Source organism: Bacteroides ilei (assembly GCF_900128495.1).
Taxonomy (GTDB): Bacteria; Bacteroidota; Bacteroidia; order Bacteroidales; family Bacteroidaceae; genus Phocaeicola; species Phocaeicola ilei.
Genome location: NZ_LT635801.1, coordinates 1,005,819 through 1,024,525 on the forward strand (window position 1 = coordinate 1,005,819; position 18,707 = coordinate 1,024,525).

The following is an 18,707-nucleotide window of genomic DNA, read 5'->3' on the forward strand; positions in this document are numbered from 1 at the left end:
AAATGGGATTTCCGCATTCCATTTTGTGCTGTTTTGTCAGATGTTTTATTTGACTATTATATGTGTTATACGATTCAAAAGAACCAGAGGGTTCAGGTCATTGTAATCGGATAGTTATTATTAAAATGATATAGAGACAGATAAATGTTTTAATGTTAACCTTAATAATTAAAGATTATGAAATGTAAGTATGACGATGGTTAGCCGCTGTTGCAGCAATAGTGGCTGATTTAAACAAGAAAACACACAATTATTAATCCTTAAACTAATGGTAATGAAAAATGTAATTAAGAAAATTCAGAAAATTCCTTGCCTGTTTATGTGTATGCTTTTTACATGTGTATCAGCATATGCTCAATTCCAGGTTAAAGGTTCGGTCGTGTCGGCCAAAGATTCTGAGCCTATGATTGGTGTGGCTGTTCTGGAAGAAGGGACAAGCAATGGTACGATTACTGATTTTGACGGTATTTTTTCGCTTCAGGTTCAGAGTGAAAATTCGACACTGGTTGTGTCTTTTGTCGGTTATAAGACACAGACTATCAAACTTAATGGACGTAATTCTTTGGATATTCGTTTGGAGGAAGATTCCAAGTTATTGGATGAAGTGGTTGTTGTAGGTTATGGTGTCCAGAAAAAAAGTGACCTTACCGGTTCAATTGCTTCTGTCAATGGGGATGATATCCAAAATTTGGCTACGGTAGATGCTGCAGCCGCTCTTCAAGGTAAGGCTTCCGGTGTCCAGATTCTGAATACTTCCGGTGCTCCTGGTGCAGGGGCTTCCATCCGTATCCGTGGTTATTCATCAAATTCAGATAAGTTAGGCCCTCTGTTGATTGTTGATGGTTTGAAAGTTGATAATATCCAGTATCTGGATCCTTCCATGATTGAATCAATCGAAGTTTTGAAGGATGCTGCATCGGCTGCCATTTATGGAGCCCAGGCAGGTAACGGTGTTGTCCTCATTACGACAAAAACCGGTAACGGTGAAAACGGGCGTCCGAAAATCACGTATTCTTTCAAGGCTATCAATCAGAGTCTCGGTAAGACTCCTGAAATTTTCGGTGCCAAGGACTGGATAAAATATAAGGAATTGTCGGGTTATGATATGAAGACTCTTTGTGCAACCAATGGAGTGGATTATGACAATCCTCAGGAAACGAATTGGGTAAAGGAAGTTTTCGGTAACAGTTGGGCTACCCAACATTCGCTCACATTCCAGGATGGTAATGACAAGGGACATTTCTTTACATCTGTAAACTATGTCAACAATGATGGTATTGTACGTGGAAAGAAAGATACTTATACCCGTCTTACCGGTCAGCTTAATGCCGATTATCAGTTATATAAATGGATTAAGGTAGGAACGAATACTTCTATTGAAAAATGGGAGACTCGTAATATCAGTCATCAGAGTGCTTATGGTTCCATGTTGGCTCCTGCACTTTTGCTTGACCCGCTGACTCCGGTATATTGGGATAGTGTAGATGACTTTACGACAGATATGAAGGAACAGTATGCCATTGCTCCCGAAACCATTCTTATAGCTCCGAACGGGAAGTACTATGCAACTTCAAAATTCCAGATGGATGATAATGGTAACCCTCTGCTTCAACGTGACCGGCGTAATGCGAAAAGTTCCGGTTTTACAGTCCGTGGAACCGCCTTTATGGACCTGACTCCGTTCGACGGCTTTGTGTTTACATCACGTTTCTCATATCGTATCGCACAGACCAATAACCACGATTATTCTGAACCTTATTATATGAACGGTCAGGCCAAGGCTACTGATTACTCCATTTCGGCTTCGGCATATAATAATCATTATTATCAATGGGAAAACTTTGCGAATTATAACAAAACGTTTTTGGAGAAACACAATGTAGGTGCCATGATCGGTATGTCGTATACAGAATATCGTACAGATGATGTTTCAGGTTCGGCAACCGGTACAGGTGGAAATAAAATTCTTACCGGTGACACTCCGAATTTCCAGTATCTGAATTTTGTAAATTCGGCTGAAACAACGACAAAGTCTATTGGAAATCTCCCTGGACTTTCTACAAGTCTTTCTTATTTTGGACGTTTCCTTTATACGTATGATAACCGTTATAGTGTGCAGTTCAATTATCGTGCCGATGCATTCGATACTTCTAAGCTTCCAGCAGACAAACGTTGGGGAAAATTCCCTTCTGTTGCTGTAGGATGGAATATCAGTAATGAAAAGTTTATTTCGGAGAATATCAGCTCAAGCGTAATGTCTTTCTTGAAGTTCCGTGCTTCCTGGGGACGTAACGGTAATGTCAATGTGCTCAATAATTATCCGTATATATCACCTATCAGTTACAATGCTGCTTGGTATCAGTATGGTGATGATCCAGCTTTGCATTATGGTTCTTATCCTTCCGGACTGGCTAATCCAAACCTTAAATGGGAGACTTCCGAACAGTTGGACCTCGGTCTTGACATGCGTTTCCTGAACGATCGTTTGACTTTTAGTCTCGATTATTATAACAAGAACACGAAAGACCTTTTGATATCCATAAATCCGGTTCCTGAAGTTTATGTGAATTCTACCACAGTCAACGCCGGAAAGATAAACAATAAGGGTTTTGAATTCGAAGGCAGTTGGCGGGACCATATCGGTGATCTGGAATATGGTATCAATGCCAATTTCTCAACGCTGAAGAACGAGGTGACTTATCTGTATGATGACATTACCCGTATCATCAGTAATCAGGGTGGTGTAGACGGAACTAACAATATGGTATGTACCGCATTTGAGGAGGGACATTCTATCTGGTATTTCCGTGCATATGATTATGCTGGAGTTAATAGAGAAACAGGTGAGCCTCAATTCCGTAACCATAACGGTGATATCGTTTCATCTTCTGAGCTGACAGACGGAGATATGACCGACATAGGTAGTGCTATTCCTAAGTTCACTTACGGTGTGACTCTTAATTTGGCTTATAAGGGATTTGACTTTACCGTATTCGGTACCGGTGTGGCAGGAAACAAGATTTTCAACCTTCTTTACCGTGCAGATACTCCGATGCGTAATTCTCTGAAATATTATATGGACAATGCCTGGAGTGAAAATAACAGAGATGCTTCTATGCCGTCTGTAGCTAGTGTAGCTCACGACCGTTACTTCTGGAGTTCAAGTGCATCTATGTTCAACGGATCTTATTTCAAGATTAAGCAGATGCAGCTGGGGTATACATTACCTAAGAAACTGACTCAGAAGATTGCAATTAAGGATGTACGTTTCTTTGTTTCTTTGGATGATTTCTTTACATTCTCCAAATATCCGGGTATGGATCCGGAAACAGCAACGACTTCTAACAATGGTGGTGCGGGCTTCGATATCGGTACATATCCTACTATGAAGAAATGTACTTTCGGTGCAAGTATTTCATTCTAGTGAGAATTATGTTTTTGAGGAAAATTAAAAATAGTTCATTATGAAAAAAATAATATATTCCCTTTTAGGTATTGCGTTTCTTTTCAGTGGCTGTGAAGATCGTCTCAATATTGAGCAGAAAGGAGTTATCCCCTTCGATAGCTTTTATAAGACCGATGATGATGCAGAGAATGCACTCAATAATCTTTATCAGTCGTTTTGTTTGAATATAGCTGGAAATGAGGGTATTTATGTAGCTCTTCCGGTGCTTTTCAATGAGGCTGGCGATGATATGTTGGCTGCTGGTAATATGTATGGTGACAATGATTTCGGGGCACAGATTAATGAGTTCCGTTATGATTCACAGAATGAGGTCATTAAAAATACATATTGGGGACTTTATGGTGTGATTTATGATTGTAACCTCATATTGGACAATATAGAGCCGAATTCTACAGTCAAGAAGCGTGTTTGTGCCGAAGCACGTTCATTACGTGCTTGGTCACATCTGATGCTTGCTATCGGGTGGAATTGTCCTCCATTAGTCGACCATATTCTTCCGGCAGATGCTAAACCGAGTAATTATGAAGGCGGGCACGACGCCCTTTTGGAGTGGTGTGCTACGGAAGCGGAAAGTGCGGTTGCCGATCTTGAGGAACGTGAGAGTCCGACGGATAAGGTAGGGGCATCGAAGGTTACAAAAGGATTTGCCCTTACTGTAGCCGGCAAGGCCCGTCTGTTCAAAGGTGATTATGAAGGTGCCAAAAAGAATTTGAAGCAGGTCATTGATTCTAAGAAATATGAACTTGTGCCAACAGACCGTTGGGCAAACCTTTTCCATGCCTCCGGAGATCTTTGTGAAGAGATGATTTTTCAGGCAAATGCGCTTGAAAATACCGGTGTAGATGATTGGAGCAATAAGATTCAGCGTACATCCTGGATGTGGATTCAGTTCTGGAACTGGCGTACCGACAAGTTGGCTTCCAAACCTTCATTTATTGGTCCAGACGGTTGGGGAGGACATGCTATCCGTGCTGATTTTGCAGAACGGATGCTGGCGAATGACGGTGATTCACCCCGTCGTAAGGCGACCTTCCTTACCGGTGATGAATTCTTGTATGAAATGGAATGGAACGGAACTAAAGGTCAGAATCTGACTCGTGAAGAATTGGAAACATCCGATCAGATCGGTATCAAGGATCCTACGGGGCTTTATGGATTTGCCGGTTATTTTGCAAATAAGTTTGTTGCATGGCCGGAAGATAATGAAAAAGGATGGTATGGATTTAAAAATTTGACTATTTTCCGTTACGCCGAAGTGCTGTTGATGTATGCTGAGGCTTGTGCACAGACGAATGACCCTGACGGGTTGCAGTATCTGCAGGAAATTCAGAAACGTGCAGGTTCGGCACATATCTCAACAGAGCTTACATTGCAGGAAGTAAAGAATGAAAAGAGTTACGAAATGTGGCTTGAAGCTGTACGTTTCCCGGATATGGTACGTTGGGGAGATACAGACGGTATTGTAAATAACGGTAAGGATATTCCGTCTACTATGGATGCTTTCTTCTCCAAAGGTGAACCAAAACATCGTCTTTATGTTGAATATGCAAACCCGAACAAAGGCAAGACTGGTTTTGTAAAAGGTAAACATGAATATTTTGCATATCCGTATGCAGCGACTTCAATCAATCCTAATTTGAAACAGAATCCGAGCGGAGAATAACCATCAGTTTTAAAAGGTCACATCTGTGGCTGCAAATTCTTTTGTCGCCATTTTGAAAAGTGACAGCTTAAATGAGTCTATAAGTGAAAGGTGAGGATTTTCCTGTAACGTGGAGCCTCACCTTTCTTATTTTTAATCTGTTTATAAGTTTATGTGGAATTATAAAGTGTTTATGGAACGGTATGTAATGTAAATGAAAGCTTATGTTACATGGATAATGGCATTAGTTATAAAAAAATTCGTTCTTTGCATATGTTTATCATCGTATGATATACTAGTTTATAATATTATAATTTACTATGAAAAAACTTTTTTTATGTGTGGCTTGTGTGCTTTGTACACTTGTCGGTAAGGCCGAGAAATTTCCTTATCAGAACCCCGACCTGAGTCCGACAGAAAGAGCTAAGGATTTACTTTCCCGTCTTACTTTGGAGGAAAAGGCTATTCTGATGTGTGATGATTCGGAAGCTATTCCACGGTTAGGTATCAAGAAGTTTAATTGGTGGAGTGAGGCACTTCACGGAGTGGCTAACCAAGGAAATGTTACTGTTTTCCCGGAGCCGGTAGGGATGGCGGCTTCCTTCAATGATGATCTGGTATTTGATATCTTTACTGCCACTTCCGATGAGATGCGCGCCAAGTACAATGAACGTCAGCGTAACGGATTGGAGGATGAACGTTTCCATAGTCTGTCGGTCTGGACTCCGAATGTGAATATTTTCCGTGATCCGCGTTGGGGGCGTGGGCAGGAAACTTATGGTGAAGACCCGTATCTGACGTCCCGTATGGGAATAGCTGTCGTAAAAGGTTTGCAGGGACCTGAAGATGCCAAATACCGGAAGCTGTTGGCATGTGCCAAGCACTATGCAGTGCACAGTGGTCCGGAATGGAGCCGTCATTCAGTCAACCTGAATAATGTGAGTCCGCGTGATTTGTGGGAAACTTATCTGCCGGCTTTCAAGGCATTGGTACAGGAAGCTGATGTACGTGAGGTGATGTGTGCTTACCATCGGCTGGATGATGATCCTTGTTGCGGAAACAATCGGTTGCTCCAGCAGATTTTGCGTGACGAATGGGGATTCAAATATATGGTAGTATCCGATTGTGGTGCTATTTCCGATTTCTATACGTCACATAAGTCTTCGTCCGATGCAGTACATGCAGCTGCTAAAGGTGTATTGGCCGGTACAGATGTAGAATGTGGATATAACTATGCTTATAAGGAATTGCCGGATGCTGTCAGACGTGGACTGATTTCTGAAGAGGAGTTAGACAAGCATGTGCTCCGTCTGCTTGAAGGACGTTTTGAATTGGGTGAAATGGATGATCCGTCTTTGGTGTCGTGGTCAGCTATTCCGGCATCGGTCATCAATTGTAAGGAACATCGGAATCTGTCACTTGAGATGGCCCGTCAGACTATGACTTTACTGCAAAATGAAAATGGTGTGCTGCCTTTGGCGAAGAACCGTCGTATAGCAGTGATAGGTCCTAATGCCGATGAAAAGACGATGCTTTGGGGTAATTATAATGGTACTCCTAACAGTACTGTAACAATTCTGGACGGTATCCGGAGTAAGATCGGCAAGAATAAGGTCACTTATTTGCGAGGTTGTGATCTGGTGAACGACAAGATTCTTGAATCTTATTTTGACCAATGCAGTATAGACGGGAAACCGGGAATCAAGGCTACTTTCTGGAATAATCCCGACCGTTCAGGTGACCCCGTATCAACTATACAGGTTACTTCACCTATTAATGTCACTACTTACGGACAGCATGCTTTCGGTCCGGGTGTGAATCTGGAAAAGTTTTCGGCTTGTTATCAGACGGTATTCCGTCCGAAGGAGTCAGGTAAAGTGTTACTCAGTCTGGAAGGATGCAGTTATTTTGAATTGCTGGTAAACGGTGAATCAATGACAAAGCACCGTACATGGCGTACAACTGATACCCGTACTGAAATACAGGTTGAGAAAGGAAAGGAGTATAATATAGAGATACGTTATGCACAGGTGGAAAACTGGGCAGCTAACCTGAAATTCAATCTGGGAAGAGAAAGAGACATTGATTATGCACAGACCATTGAACATTTGAAGGGTATTGATGTCGTTGTTTTCGTGGGAGGCATATCTCCACAGCTCGAAGGTGAGGAAATGCCCGTAAAACTGCCTGGATTCAAAGGTGGTGACCGTACCGACATCGAACTTCCTGCTGTACAGCGTAATTTCCTGAAAGCACTGAAAGAAGCGGGTAAGAAAGTGGTGTTTGTCAATTGTTCGGGTTCTGCCATCGCTTTATTGCCTGAAACTAAGACTTGCGACGCTATCCTGCAGGCATGGTATGGCGGTGAACTGGGTGGAACAGCTGTTGCTGATGTTTTGTTTGGTGATTACAATCCTTCAGGAAAACTTCCGGTAACATTCTATAAATCAACCGACCAGCTTCCAGACTATGAAGACTATTCAATGAAGGGACGTACTTACCGTTATATGTCGGATGCTTTGTTCCCATTCGGTTATGGGTTGAGTTATACTACATTCCAGGTAGGTGATGCCCGTATGGATAAAGATGCAATGACTATTACGGTTCCGGTAAGTAATACCGGTAAGCGTGAAGGGACAGAAGTTGTACAGGTTTATGTCCGTAAGATAGGTGATACGGATGGTCCGTTAAAAACGCTGAAAGCTTACCAGCGTGTAGAACTTAAGGCTGGTCAGAGTAAGGATGTTGTGTTGAAGCTGGATTCAGGCGCATTCGAATTCTTTGATCCTGCAACAAATACTATGCGTGTAGACCCTCAGGCAAGTTATGAAGTGCTTTATGGAAACAGTTCCAGAGACTGTGACCTGAAGAAGTTTGTCCTGGATGGGGTAGCCATGAATAAATGATATGGAATAACTGATCTACCTAAATTCCGCAGCATTTTAGTTTAACTTATTTTATAAGTACCTGAGCAACAAAAAGTTGCTCAGGATTTTGCCATGTCAGATTTTTCACCTATCTTAGTGTTGCAAATCAAAATATGTATCAAACCCGACAGACATGGCAAAGGTAGCAATAAAATCTGAGAAACTCTCTCCTTTTGGAGGAATTTTTTCAATAATGGAGCAATTTGACTCCAATCTCTCATCTGTAATCGACTCAACCCTCGGTATGAGATGTAGGCTGTATGGTTATCAATACAGCGAAATCATCCGTTCGCTTATGAGCGTTTATTTCTGTGGCGGCTCATGCATAGAGGATGTCACCACTCATCTGATGTATCACCTCTCGCTTCATCCGACACTTCGCACATGCAGTGCCGACACGATTCTCAGAGCCATAAAGGAACTGACCCAGGATAACATTTCCTACACATCCGACACTGGCAAGACCTACGACTTAAACACGGCAGACATGCTGAATACACTGCTCCTCAATTGCCTATTGTCCACAGGGCAGCTGAAAGATGGCGAGGGGTATGACGTTGACTTCGACCACCAGTTCATAGAGGCTGAGAAGTTTGATGCGAAACCCACATACAAGAAGTTTCTCGGATACCGTCCTGGCGTGGCGGTTATTGGCGACTTGATTGTCGGCATTGAGAACAGCGACGGCAACACAAATGTCCGTTTCCACCAGAAGGACACGCTGAAGAGGTTCTTTGAAAGGTTTGAAAAGAACAAGCTTATGATCAACCGTTTCAGAGCTGATTGCGGCTCGTGTTCTGAAGAGATAGTGGAAGAGATTGCTAAACACTGCAAGACCTTCTATATCCGTGCCAACCGATGCAGTTCGCTCTACAATGACATCTTTGCCCTCAGAGGTTGGAAGAAAGTGGAATTGGGCGGCATTGAGTTTGAGCTGGCCTCCATTCTCATCGAGAAATGGAAAGGGAAGGCATACCGTCTTGTGATTCAAAGACAGAAGCGGATAGACGGCGAACTCGACCTGTGGGAAGGAGAATACACCTACCGCTGCATCCTTACAAATGACTACGAGTCTTCCGAGAAAGAGATTGTCGAATTCTATAACCTCCGTGGAGGGAAGGAACGCATCTTCGATGACATGAATAACGGATTCGGCTGGAACAGGCTTCCAAAATCCTTCATGGGAGAAAACACGGTGTTTCTTCTGCTTACGGCACTCATACGCAACTTCTATAAATTCATCATGGCGAGGCTTGACGTGAAGAGGTTCGGACTCAAAGCAACAAGCCGCATCAAGGCGTTTGTCTTCAAGTTCATCTCTGTGCCAGCCAAATGGGTCAGGACATCAAGGCAGTATGTGCTGAATATCTATTCATGCAACAACGCTTATGCTGATGTGTTCCAGAATGACTTTGGATGACACCGACAACTTATGGTCGTGATTTTGCGTATTGCCTCAAGTCGCATGGTGGGGTAAGGGGATTTAATGCGTCTTTGTGGCGATTTTTGCTGCGTTGCACCCTCTTTTGCCACAGTGTCGCTACCTTTTTGACCTCTGTGTCATCTTATGAGGGCGGTTGCGGATTTGAGGATCTATAAAAAATATATATGAAAAAGACATTTTTTTCTGTTTTACTGTTGGTCGGCTTGTTCTTTACAAGTCTGGCTGCATCTGCACAGGATGCAAATTTTTATATCTATCTGTGCCTGGGACAGTCGAATATGGAAGGGAACGCTCCATACGAGCCTCAGGATACTTTGGTAAATCCGCGTTTTCAAGTGTTGTCGGCTGTCGACAACAAGGAATTGGGTAGGGTGAAAGGTAAATGGTATCCGGCACGGGCTCCGCTATGCCGTGAACATACCGGACTGACTCCTGCCGACTACTTCGGACGGACAATGGTGGAAAACCTGCCGGAAAATGTACGTGTGGGTGTGGTACATGTAGCTATCGGTGGTTGTAAAATCGAGCTTTTCCAGAAGGATAAATGTGAGGAATACATCAAGACTGCACCCGACTGGATGTTGAATATGCTGAAGGAATATGATAATGACCCTTATGGACGTCTGGTTGAAATGGCCAAGATTGCCCAAAAGGACGGTGTGATTAAAGGTATCCTGCTTCATCAGGGTGAATCGAATACCGGTGAGAAGGACTGGCCCGAAAAAGTAAAGAGCGTATACGAAAGCCTGCTGGCCGATTTGAATCTGAAGGCCGAAGACGTTCCTTTGCTGGCTGGAGAAGTGGTAAATGCCGATCATGGAGGTACTTGTGCCGTGATGAATGACATCATTGATACGCTGCCTCAGGTTATCAAGAATTGTGCTGTAGTGTCTTCAAAGGGACTGAGCTGTGCTGCCGATCATCTTCATTTTGATGCTGCAGGCTATCGTATCTTGGGACGCCGTTATGCCGCTGCCATGTTGAATATGATGGGTATTAAGCTTCCTACAACGGAAGATGTCATCAAAAACACTGTAGAGGCTTCATCTAATATGCATGGTTGTGATTTCCCGCGTCTCGACAAGGAGAACCGTGCTTATTTCCGTATATATGCTCCGGATGTAAAGCGTCTTCAGGTAGACATCTGCGGAAAGAAATATGATATGGATAAAGATGAATTCGGCTGGTGGACTGTAAAGACTGATCCGTTGGTGGTAGGTTTCCATTATTATTTCCTGCTGGTAGACGGTTTTTCTGTTATCGATCCGATGAGTACTACATATTTCGGATGCAGCCGTATGGCAAGCGGTATCGAAGTGCCCGAAGGTAAGGAAGGTGATTATTACCGTACCCAGAATGTGCCTCATGGACAGGTACGTACCTGTACTTATTATTCCGAAACACAGAAGCGTTTCCGCCGTTGTGTAGTATATACTCCGGCCGAATACGAAAAGAATACCAAGAAACGTTATCCGGTACTTTACCTGCAGCATGGCATGGGAGAGGATGAAACCGGATGGAGTACTCAAGGATATATGTATAATATTCTTGACAATCAGATAGCTGAAGGGAAGTGTGTTCCTATGATTGTTGTGATGGAGAGCGGTGATGTGGAAGTAGGATTCCGTCCGCGTCCAGGTAAGGATGTAAATGAAGAACGCAACCTTTATGGAGCTTCTTTTGCCACTCTTATGATAAACGATTTGATTCCGATGGTAGACAAGACTTTCCGTACGTATACCGACCGTGACCACCGTGCTATGGCTGGCCTTTCATGGGGTGGTAAACAGACTTTTGACATTACGTTGACAAACCTTGATAAGTTCTCTTATATTGGAGGTTTCAGTGGAGCTATTTTCGGCTTGGATGTCAAGACTGCATTCAACGGTGTGTTTGCCGATGCTGATACTTTCAACAAGAAGGTACATTATATGTTCCTGGGATGTGGAACAGAAGAAAATATGGGAACAGCGCAGCTTGTAAAGACTTTGCGTGAATTGAATATCCATGTTGATTTCTATGAATCACAGGGTACAGCTCATGAGTGGCTTACATGGCGCAGATGTCTGAATGAGTTCTTGCCTCATCTGTTCAAGAAATAATGTATGTCTGTTCCGAATTAAGTTAAAGTAATGGAACAGATCAATTCAGCCCGTTTGTTCCGGTATCTGTATGTACCGGGACAGACGGGATAATTGTATCTATTGCCGACAACTTTCTGATCAAGGAGTCACGCAGTATGGTAAATTGTGGCATGTTGGCCGGACTGATCGGTTTCTTGGGCTGTGACTTGATTAGCAGCGGATTGATAGGCTTACCGTTTTCGAATACACGGAAATCCAGGTGTGGACCCGTAGAAAGTCCGGTTGAGCCTACATAACCTATCACTTCTTTCTGTTTTACTTCCGACCCTACCTTGATTCCTTTTGCAAATCTAGACAGATGCATGTAGGTGGTGACGTACACACTGTTATGTCTTATTTTCAGAAAATTCCCACCTCCGTTGGCCTGGTATCCTTTCGCTATTACCTTGCCGTTTCCTATACTGTAGACCGGTGTACCTGTTGGAGCGGCATAGTCTACTCCGTGATGGGCACGGTAACGTCGGAGTACAGGATGGAAACGGCTGTTCGAAAAGCGGGATGTTATCCTGTAGAAATCCAGCGGGGCTTTCAGAAATGCACCCTCCAGGCTGTTTCCGGTAGCTCCATAATATAATTCTTCACCGTCTTGCACGAAGGGGATAGCGTAATATAGACTGTCCGAATACCGGAATGATGCGGCCAGGATATGGAAACTGTCCAGTTCCTTGCCCTCCACACATTCCTGCTCGTAGATAACCCGGAATTCATCTTCTTTCTGAAGGCTGAAGAAATCGATAGTCCATCCGTATAGATTGGACAGTTCCATGGCCAGCAGAGGGGATGTGTCCAGCTTCTGCATGGCTACCCATAGGGATGATTCCACCTTACCGCGGATTTCCTTCTGTCTCCATTCTACCGGATTTTCTCCACGGTATACTTTACATTCATTGCGCAGGTCGAACACAATGTATGACTTGGGGTTTTCTTCATATACGAAGAAACGTACCAGACGGGTACTGTCAGGGCGTAGAAATACGGCATACGATTGTCCGTCGCGGATTTTCCGTACATCAAAAACCCCTTTTGCCTTTTCGTTCAGTTGATGTATTTCTTCTGTTGTTACCCCATGGTCTTTCAGAATGTTCGACAGATTCTGCCTGGGTTGTACGATACCATATTTGATGTCGTAACGGTCTACCGGTATTCCGTATTTGCAGACTATTTCTTCCACTTCGGTCGAATCGGTTATTTCCACTTCATCCAGCGGGGTATTTATCTGTGATTTCAAGCAGAAAATCAGTACTAATACTGCTGCAATGAGGACAAATATTCCTCCTATAGTTATTTTTAATGTCAGATTCTTTTTCATGCGGGTAAAGTTAAACATTATATCTGTATCATTTGCATGGGTTTTCAAACAAATATGCCAGTTGCAGGTTTATTGCGTTATCTTTTCTGATATTGGGATCCAGCATTCCCGCGATGGAATAGTTACATTCTCCACAGATATCTACTCCTATCAGCCGGTCATGCTTGAGCAGAATGAGCAGAAGTCTTTTCAGTTCCTGTAGGGTTGTTTTTCCTTGGTCCCAGTTGGTCTTGTCTTCTCCAGTGTCCAGGACATCTTTGTCTATAGAGATGTAGATGGGCAGGTTCAGGTGTATGGAATAGAAGTCCTGCCAGGCTTGATGGTCTTCCAGCTGTGATTCCTTGAATTCGATGATTCTGTCCAGATATCTGGGCTCGATTTTTTTCAGCAGGTCGTCCGATGTTCCGATCAGAAGGACCTTTTTCAGATGCCGGTTGGTATCCAGGGCTGCCTTTACCCATGATCCGCATGTGAGGAGTTCATCAAAAAGAGACGGCTGCATGTCGGGATGATGGTCGAATACCACCAGTATGAAATCCTCCTGTATCTTGTCGGTAAAGAATCTAGATATATAATGATAATTACCCGAATCTATGAAATGGATGCCTTGAGGTTGCAGATGCTGTATCTTCCGGGAGATTGTTGCCGAAGCTTCTTCATCACAGAAGCAGTCAGATCCTTTGATATCTGTACAGTCTATCCATTCTATATGTTCGTTTTTATAGAATGTTTCTTCTGTATAGACATTCGAAAAATTCATTATGACTATTTTGTTCATGTCTTTTTGGACTGTTTCTTTTATTGACATTTTATTGTATTTTATTCGATCGTTTCTGCTATTAGAGTTACCTTCTGCCGAATGGTTTAAATTGCTTCTTTTCTAAAATAAAGATATTATAGGTATATATCTCGGAATATTTTGACTTTTTTAAGACTTAATATGCATTTCTTGTTTCTGTTTTCGATACTTTTACTGACATTATGTAAATATAAGATATTTATTTTATGAATGTTAAAATCAATACAATGAAAAAACAATTTTTTTATTTCTCTTTTTATGTGGATTGGGGAGTTACTTGTGGGCTGCAGATGACGTAACTGTAAAATCTTGGCAGGGTATCCACCAGACGACTTTGGCACAAATGGAAGATGTTTTTGCCGATCCTCCCGCTACGTTTGCCAATCATGTCATTTGGGGTTGGAACGGACAGATGGATAGAAAAACCATATGCAATGATTTGGATTCTATTAAAAGTAAAGGTTTCCGTGCCGTCATTTTTGAGGCGGGTTACCAGCTTCCGTTCAAATATTTGTCCGACGGGTGGTTTAAGGCCGTCCGTACTGCTGTACTTGAAGCCAAGAAAAGAGGGTTGAAGGTATGGATTATTGATGAGGGTAAATATCCGAGTGGATTTGCCGGCGGAAAATTTACCCAAGAACGTCCCGACTTACGTATGCAGGCTTTGGTTGTAGATGAACGGATTCCGGTACGACGAGGGGAAACATGGGTCGGGAAGGAAGTGCCGGCTGGAGTCATCAGTGCAGTGGCTGTAAGCAAGAGCGGAAAGCCGAACCGTACCGTGGAGCTCAAGGACGGGAAACTGGATTTCAATGCCGGAAATGACGATTGGGAAATACTGCTTGTCCGCAGTGATTTCCGTACTGCTGTTACGCGTGCCGTCAATAATCCGACAGGAGGAAAGGATACAAGCAATTCCTTGTGCGACTATTTGAATCCGGTAGCGGTACAGCAGTTTGTGGACTGGACGCATGCCCAGTATAAGAAATATCTGGGTAAGGAATTGGGGACTACTGTACTGGGGTTCCGTGGCGACGAGCCCGACTATGCCCACATGCCTTGGACGCCGGAAATCATTACTGTGTTTAAACAGATGAAGGGGTATGACCCGACCCCTTGGCTGGCTTCGTTCTTTACACCGGTGCTTACAGTGGCAGAACAGCGTGTCAAGGCCGATTATTGGGATGTATGGTCGACTCTTTTTGCAACTCATTTCTTCAAGCTTCAGGCCGACTGGTGTGAAGCGAACGGTGTGGCGTATATCACTCATCTGAACAAAGACCATTACATGCCCGACTGCATACGTGCCGAAGGGGATTTCTTCCGTACCTTGAGTAAAGTCCAGATTCCGGGTGTTGACGCTATCTGGAACCAGATTTTTCCTGATACGGTCAATAACTTCCCGAAACAGGCCTCTTCTGTGGCACATGTATATGGAAAGCCTCGTGCATTCAGCGAAAGTTTTGCTGCCTATTATACATCTCCTTCTATCCGGCAGGCGAAATATGTTGTCGATTACCAGATAGTAAGAGGCATCAACTTCTTTGAATTCATGTTTTGGGGTGCGGGTTCCCGGCAGCCGAACTGGATGTCGGATCCGGGAATGAAAGATTTGAATGACTATACGAACCGTACCACTTATTTGATGACGCAGGGAAAACCCGGGGCACGTATCGCAATGTATTATCCGGTTTCAACTATGTGGACGGGAAATAATGCTGTCTATCCGGATATCAAGGCTTGTACGCAACTGTTGCTCGACCACCAGCGGGATTTCGATTATGTCAATGAGGACGCATTTTCCGAAGCCTTGAAAGTGGGGCCGGGATACCTGGAAAACATGAGCGGCCAGCGTTACTATACATTGATTATACCTTCGGCCGATGTAGTTATGGAGAAGGCGTGGGAAAAGATCCGGGAGTTTGTTGCCCGTGGAGGTAAGCTTTTGTTCTGGGGAAGAAAGCCGGCATCGGTGGTAGGGCAGAGCTTTATGACCCCGAAGCCTTTGCCCGAGGTGGACGCTTATGTATATGAACCGGCTGTGAAATGGACTCCGAAAGTGGAGGCTTGTATGCCCGAACCTGAAATGTCTGTCCTGCAGAATCCGGATCCGGATATCCAGTATACCCGTCGGGTGATGTCCGACGGTGACCTGTATTTTATATTCAACCAAGGGAAGGAAGCCGTGACATTTGTTGCTGCTTTTGATAAAGTCGGTACGGTACGTGAATGGGATACTTCTGATGGAACGCTCCGGAATATCCAGGCATCTGCAGTCGGAGGCCGTACCCGTTTGGAACTGACATTACAGCCATGGGAGAGTCGGATTATTTCTATTGAAAAGTGTAACCGGATCTATAATGTCAAGGATGCCGGAGTGAAAGGCGATGGTGTACAGGTGGAGACTGTTGCCATACAGAAGGTAATCGATGAAGCGGCATCACGAGGTGGAGGAAAGGTCGTTTTTCCTGAAGGGACTTATCTTACCGGTGCATTGTTTTTTCCCCGTGGTGTAGACCTGCATATAGATAAGGGTGCAACATTGGTAAGTACGGTCAATCCTGATGATTTTCCGGTAATCCCTACACGTTTTGAAGGTGTTGAACGTAAATGGCGTTGTGCTTTCCTCAATTTTACCGGCTCCGAAGGAGTGATTGTCGATGGTGAAGGGACTGTCGACGGGAAAGGGGTAGAATGGAAAGATATACCGTTCGGAGATTCCGGGCGTCCCCGGATGTTCTGTTTCACCGATTGTCCAGGTGGAAGAATTTCGGGACTGAAAATGGTCAACCAGGCATCCTGGTGTCTGCATGTGCTGTATACTGATGGTTTTGACATTGACGGGGTGGACATCCGGGCTTTGGAATACATTCCGAGTTCGGATGGTATTGACATCGATTCTTCTAATGATGTCAACATCCTGAACTGCCGGATAGAGGCTCATGATGACTGTATATCAATCAAATCGGGAAAGGATGAAGACGGTCGTAGGGTAGCACGCCCAAGCGAGAATATTCTGGTAGAAAATTGTCATTTTGCCTATGGACACGGAGGTGTGGCTATGGGTAGTGAAGTTTCGGGCGGCATACGCAACGTTACGGTACGTTCCTGTTTCATGGACAATGAAAACTGGAATCCTTTACGTTTCAAAAGCCAGCCCAGCCGTGGAGGAGTGGTAGAGAATATTCTGTTTGAAGATGTAACTATCAGGAATGCACGTAATCTGTTTGAAATCAATATGGAGTGGCGCATGGTCCCTCCCTTGGCTCCGGCTTGTCCGCAGCTTACGGTGTTAAGGAATATCTGTTTCAGAAATATATATGCCGAGACACAGTCTGCAGGGATGATACACGGATTCAAGGATGCTCCTTTCACGAAAGATTCTTTCCGTTTCGAGAATTGTACAGTCAAGGCACAGAAAGGTCTGCGGCTGGCCAATGCGGATGAAGTCTGTTTCGACGGATTGAATCTGGAAGTGGCCGAAGGTGAGAAATTTATCCGATAAACGTCGGTGGTGACAGATAGCAGATTGGAAAAAGCCCTTCTCCGGAGTCCCGTTTGGGATGGTAGGAGAAGGGCCTTTTTTTATTCCAGACATTCGTCCAGGTCGTGTGCCAGTTGTTCCTTGTCCAGGTGTTGGCCAATGAACACGATTTTCTGCATACGGTCGCCGTATTTTTCATCCCAGTCACGCAGCAGTCCCGGTTCTTGCTTCATCAGTTCGATCAGATCTTTTTCCGAAGCGGTGGCGTACCATAATCCGGCTTCTGTAAGCTGTTTCTGGATGCCGGCCTGCTCAAACAGGTAAGACATGTCGCGGTTATGTGCGAAATAACATACACCCTTGGCACGTATTACGTTGCGCGGCCATTTGGTTGCAATGAACTGGTCGAACTTATGGATATCGAAGGCTGGCCGGCGGTAGTATACATAGGTCCCGATTCCGTATTCTTCCACTTCTCCGCCTTCATGGTGATGATGGTGATGGTGGTGATGCCCTTCCCCTTCTTCGTGGTCGGAGTGATGTTCATCTTCGTCATGGTCATGATGATGTCCGTGCTCTTCTTCATGATGATGTTCATGCGCTTTTGCGTCTTCTTCCTGTTCGTCGGTGATCTGTTTTTCTATTTCGCGGATCCATCCGGCCGAAGTTGCTACATCACCGAAATTGAACATGTTTGTGTGGATAATCTTGTCGAGGTCCACGTCGGCGTAATTACATTCAATGATTTCTGCGTTAGGCTGCAGCGCTTTGATGATGTGTTTGATACGGTCCAGTTCTTCGGGTTTCACTTCCGATGCCTTGTTCAGCAGAATAATGTTGCAGAATTCAATCTGCTGGATAATCAGATTCTCGATGTCTTCTTCACCGATATTCTTACGTGTCAGGTCATTACCACAGGCGAATTCACTTTCAAGGCGTAAGGCATCGACTACGGTGGCGATACAGTCCAGCTTGGCTGTTCCGTATTTTGTATAGGTGCCTCCCATACTCGGGATAGAACAGATAGTCTGTGCAATAGGTCCCGGTTCGCAGATACCGCTGGCTTCGATTACGATATAGTCGAATCGCTTCATTTTGAGGATATCGTTCAATTGCTCTATCAGGTCCATTTTCAGTGTGCAGCAGATACATCCGTTCTGCAAGGCCACCAGGCTGTCGTCCTTTTTGCCTACGATACCGCCTTTCTGGATCAGGTCGGCGTCGATGTTCACTTCACCTATATCATTAACGATTACAGCAAATTTGATTCCCCGTTTATTGGCGAGGATATGGTTTACCAGAGTTGTTTTTCCACTGCCCAGATAACCGGTCAGAAGCAGTACTGGAGTTTCTTTTGTTTCCATTGTCATATAGAGTTTTCAGTAATTGTCATTATTGTCATGCAAAAGTACAGTTTATTTTGATATGTGGTATATCCGTTTTTTATATTCTGAGCGAAAAAACTTAAAAGGCTTTAGCCTTCCGGTTGAGT

The 18,707-nt window shown here is 44.1% G+C and carries 9 protein-coding genes; 6 read left to right on the forward strand and 3 right to left on the reverse strand.

Translation table 11 applies throughout. The features are described from left to right. The first annotated feature begins 274 nt into the window (after positions 1-274). The 5 genes from BQ7489_RS04270 (at position 275) to BQ7489_RS04290 (ending at position 11,581) form a co-directional block, all read left to right on the forward strand. Complete coding sequence (locus BQ7489_RS04270) at positions 275-3,424, forward strand: SusC/RagA family TonB-linked outer membrane protein (protein ID WP_204352741.1); 3,150 nt, start codon at positions 275-277, stop codon at positions 3,422-3,424. Between the two features lie 40 nt (positions 3,425-3,464). Then, entirely contained in the window at positions 3,465-5,129 is a 1,665-nt protein-coding gene (locus tag BQ7489_RS04275) for a RagB/SusD family nutrient uptake outer membrane protein (RefSeq protein WP_072530076.1), read from the forward strand. Between the two features lie 299 nt (positions 5,130-5,428). Beyond that, complete coding sequence (gene xyl3A, locus BQ7489_RS04280) at positions 5,429-8,014, forward strand: xylan 1,4-beta-xylosidase (RefSeq protein ID WP_072530077.1); 2,586 nt, start codon at positions 5,429-5,431, stop codon at positions 8,012-8,014. Between the two features lie 154 nt (positions 8,015-8,168). Beyond that, the gene (locus BQ7489_RS04285; protein WP_071147970.1) at positions 8,169-9,455 is read left to right on the forward strand and encodes an IS1380 family transposase; all 1,287 of its coding nucleotides are present in this window, start codon (positions 8,169-8,171) and stop codon (positions 9,453-9,455) included. A 188-nt stretch (positions 9,456-9,643) separates the two neighbouring features. Further along, positions 9,644-11,581 carry a sialate O-acetylesterase gene (locus BQ7489_RS04290; RefSeq protein WP_072530078.1) on the forward strand — a complete coding sequence of 646 codons (1,938 nt, stop codon included), beginning with the start codon at positions 9,644-9,646 and terminating at the stop codon, positions 11,579-11,581. Positions 11,582-11,621: 40 nt separating this feature from the next. Here the strand turns inward: BQ7489_RS04290 and BQ7489_RS04295 are convergent, their stop codons facing one another. After that, positions 11,622-12,932: a M23 family metallopeptidase gene (locus BQ7489_RS04295; protein WP_072532020.1), complete on the reverse strand. Its 1,311-nt coding sequence runs from the start codon at positions 12,930-12,932 to the stop codon at positions 11,622-11,624. Between the two features lie 28 nt (positions 12,933-12,960). Then, entirely contained in the window at positions 12,961-13,710 is a 750-nt protein-coding gene (locus tag BQ7489_RS04300; RefSeq protein WP_083580452.1) for an arginase family protein, read from the reverse strand. A gap of 364 nt (positions 13,711-14,074) precedes the next feature. Here BQ7489_RS04300 and BQ7489_RS04305 point away from each other — a divergent pair, with 364 nt between their 5' ends. Then, positions 14,075-17,236, forward strand: a complete 3,162-nt coding sequence (locus tag BQ7489_RS04305; protein ID WP_083580674.1) for a glycosyl hydrolase — start codon at positions 14,075-14,077, stop codon at positions 17,234-17,236. A gap of 80 nt (positions 17,237-17,316) precedes the next feature. Here BQ7489_RS04305 and BQ7489_RS04310 read toward each other — a convergent pair whose 3' ends face one another. Then, entirely contained in the window at positions 17,317-18,579 is a 1,263-nt protein-coding gene (locus tag BQ7489_RS04310) for a CobW family GTP-binding protein (RefSeq protein WP_072530080.1), read from the reverse strand. Positions 18,580-18,707: the final 128 nt, after the last annotated feature.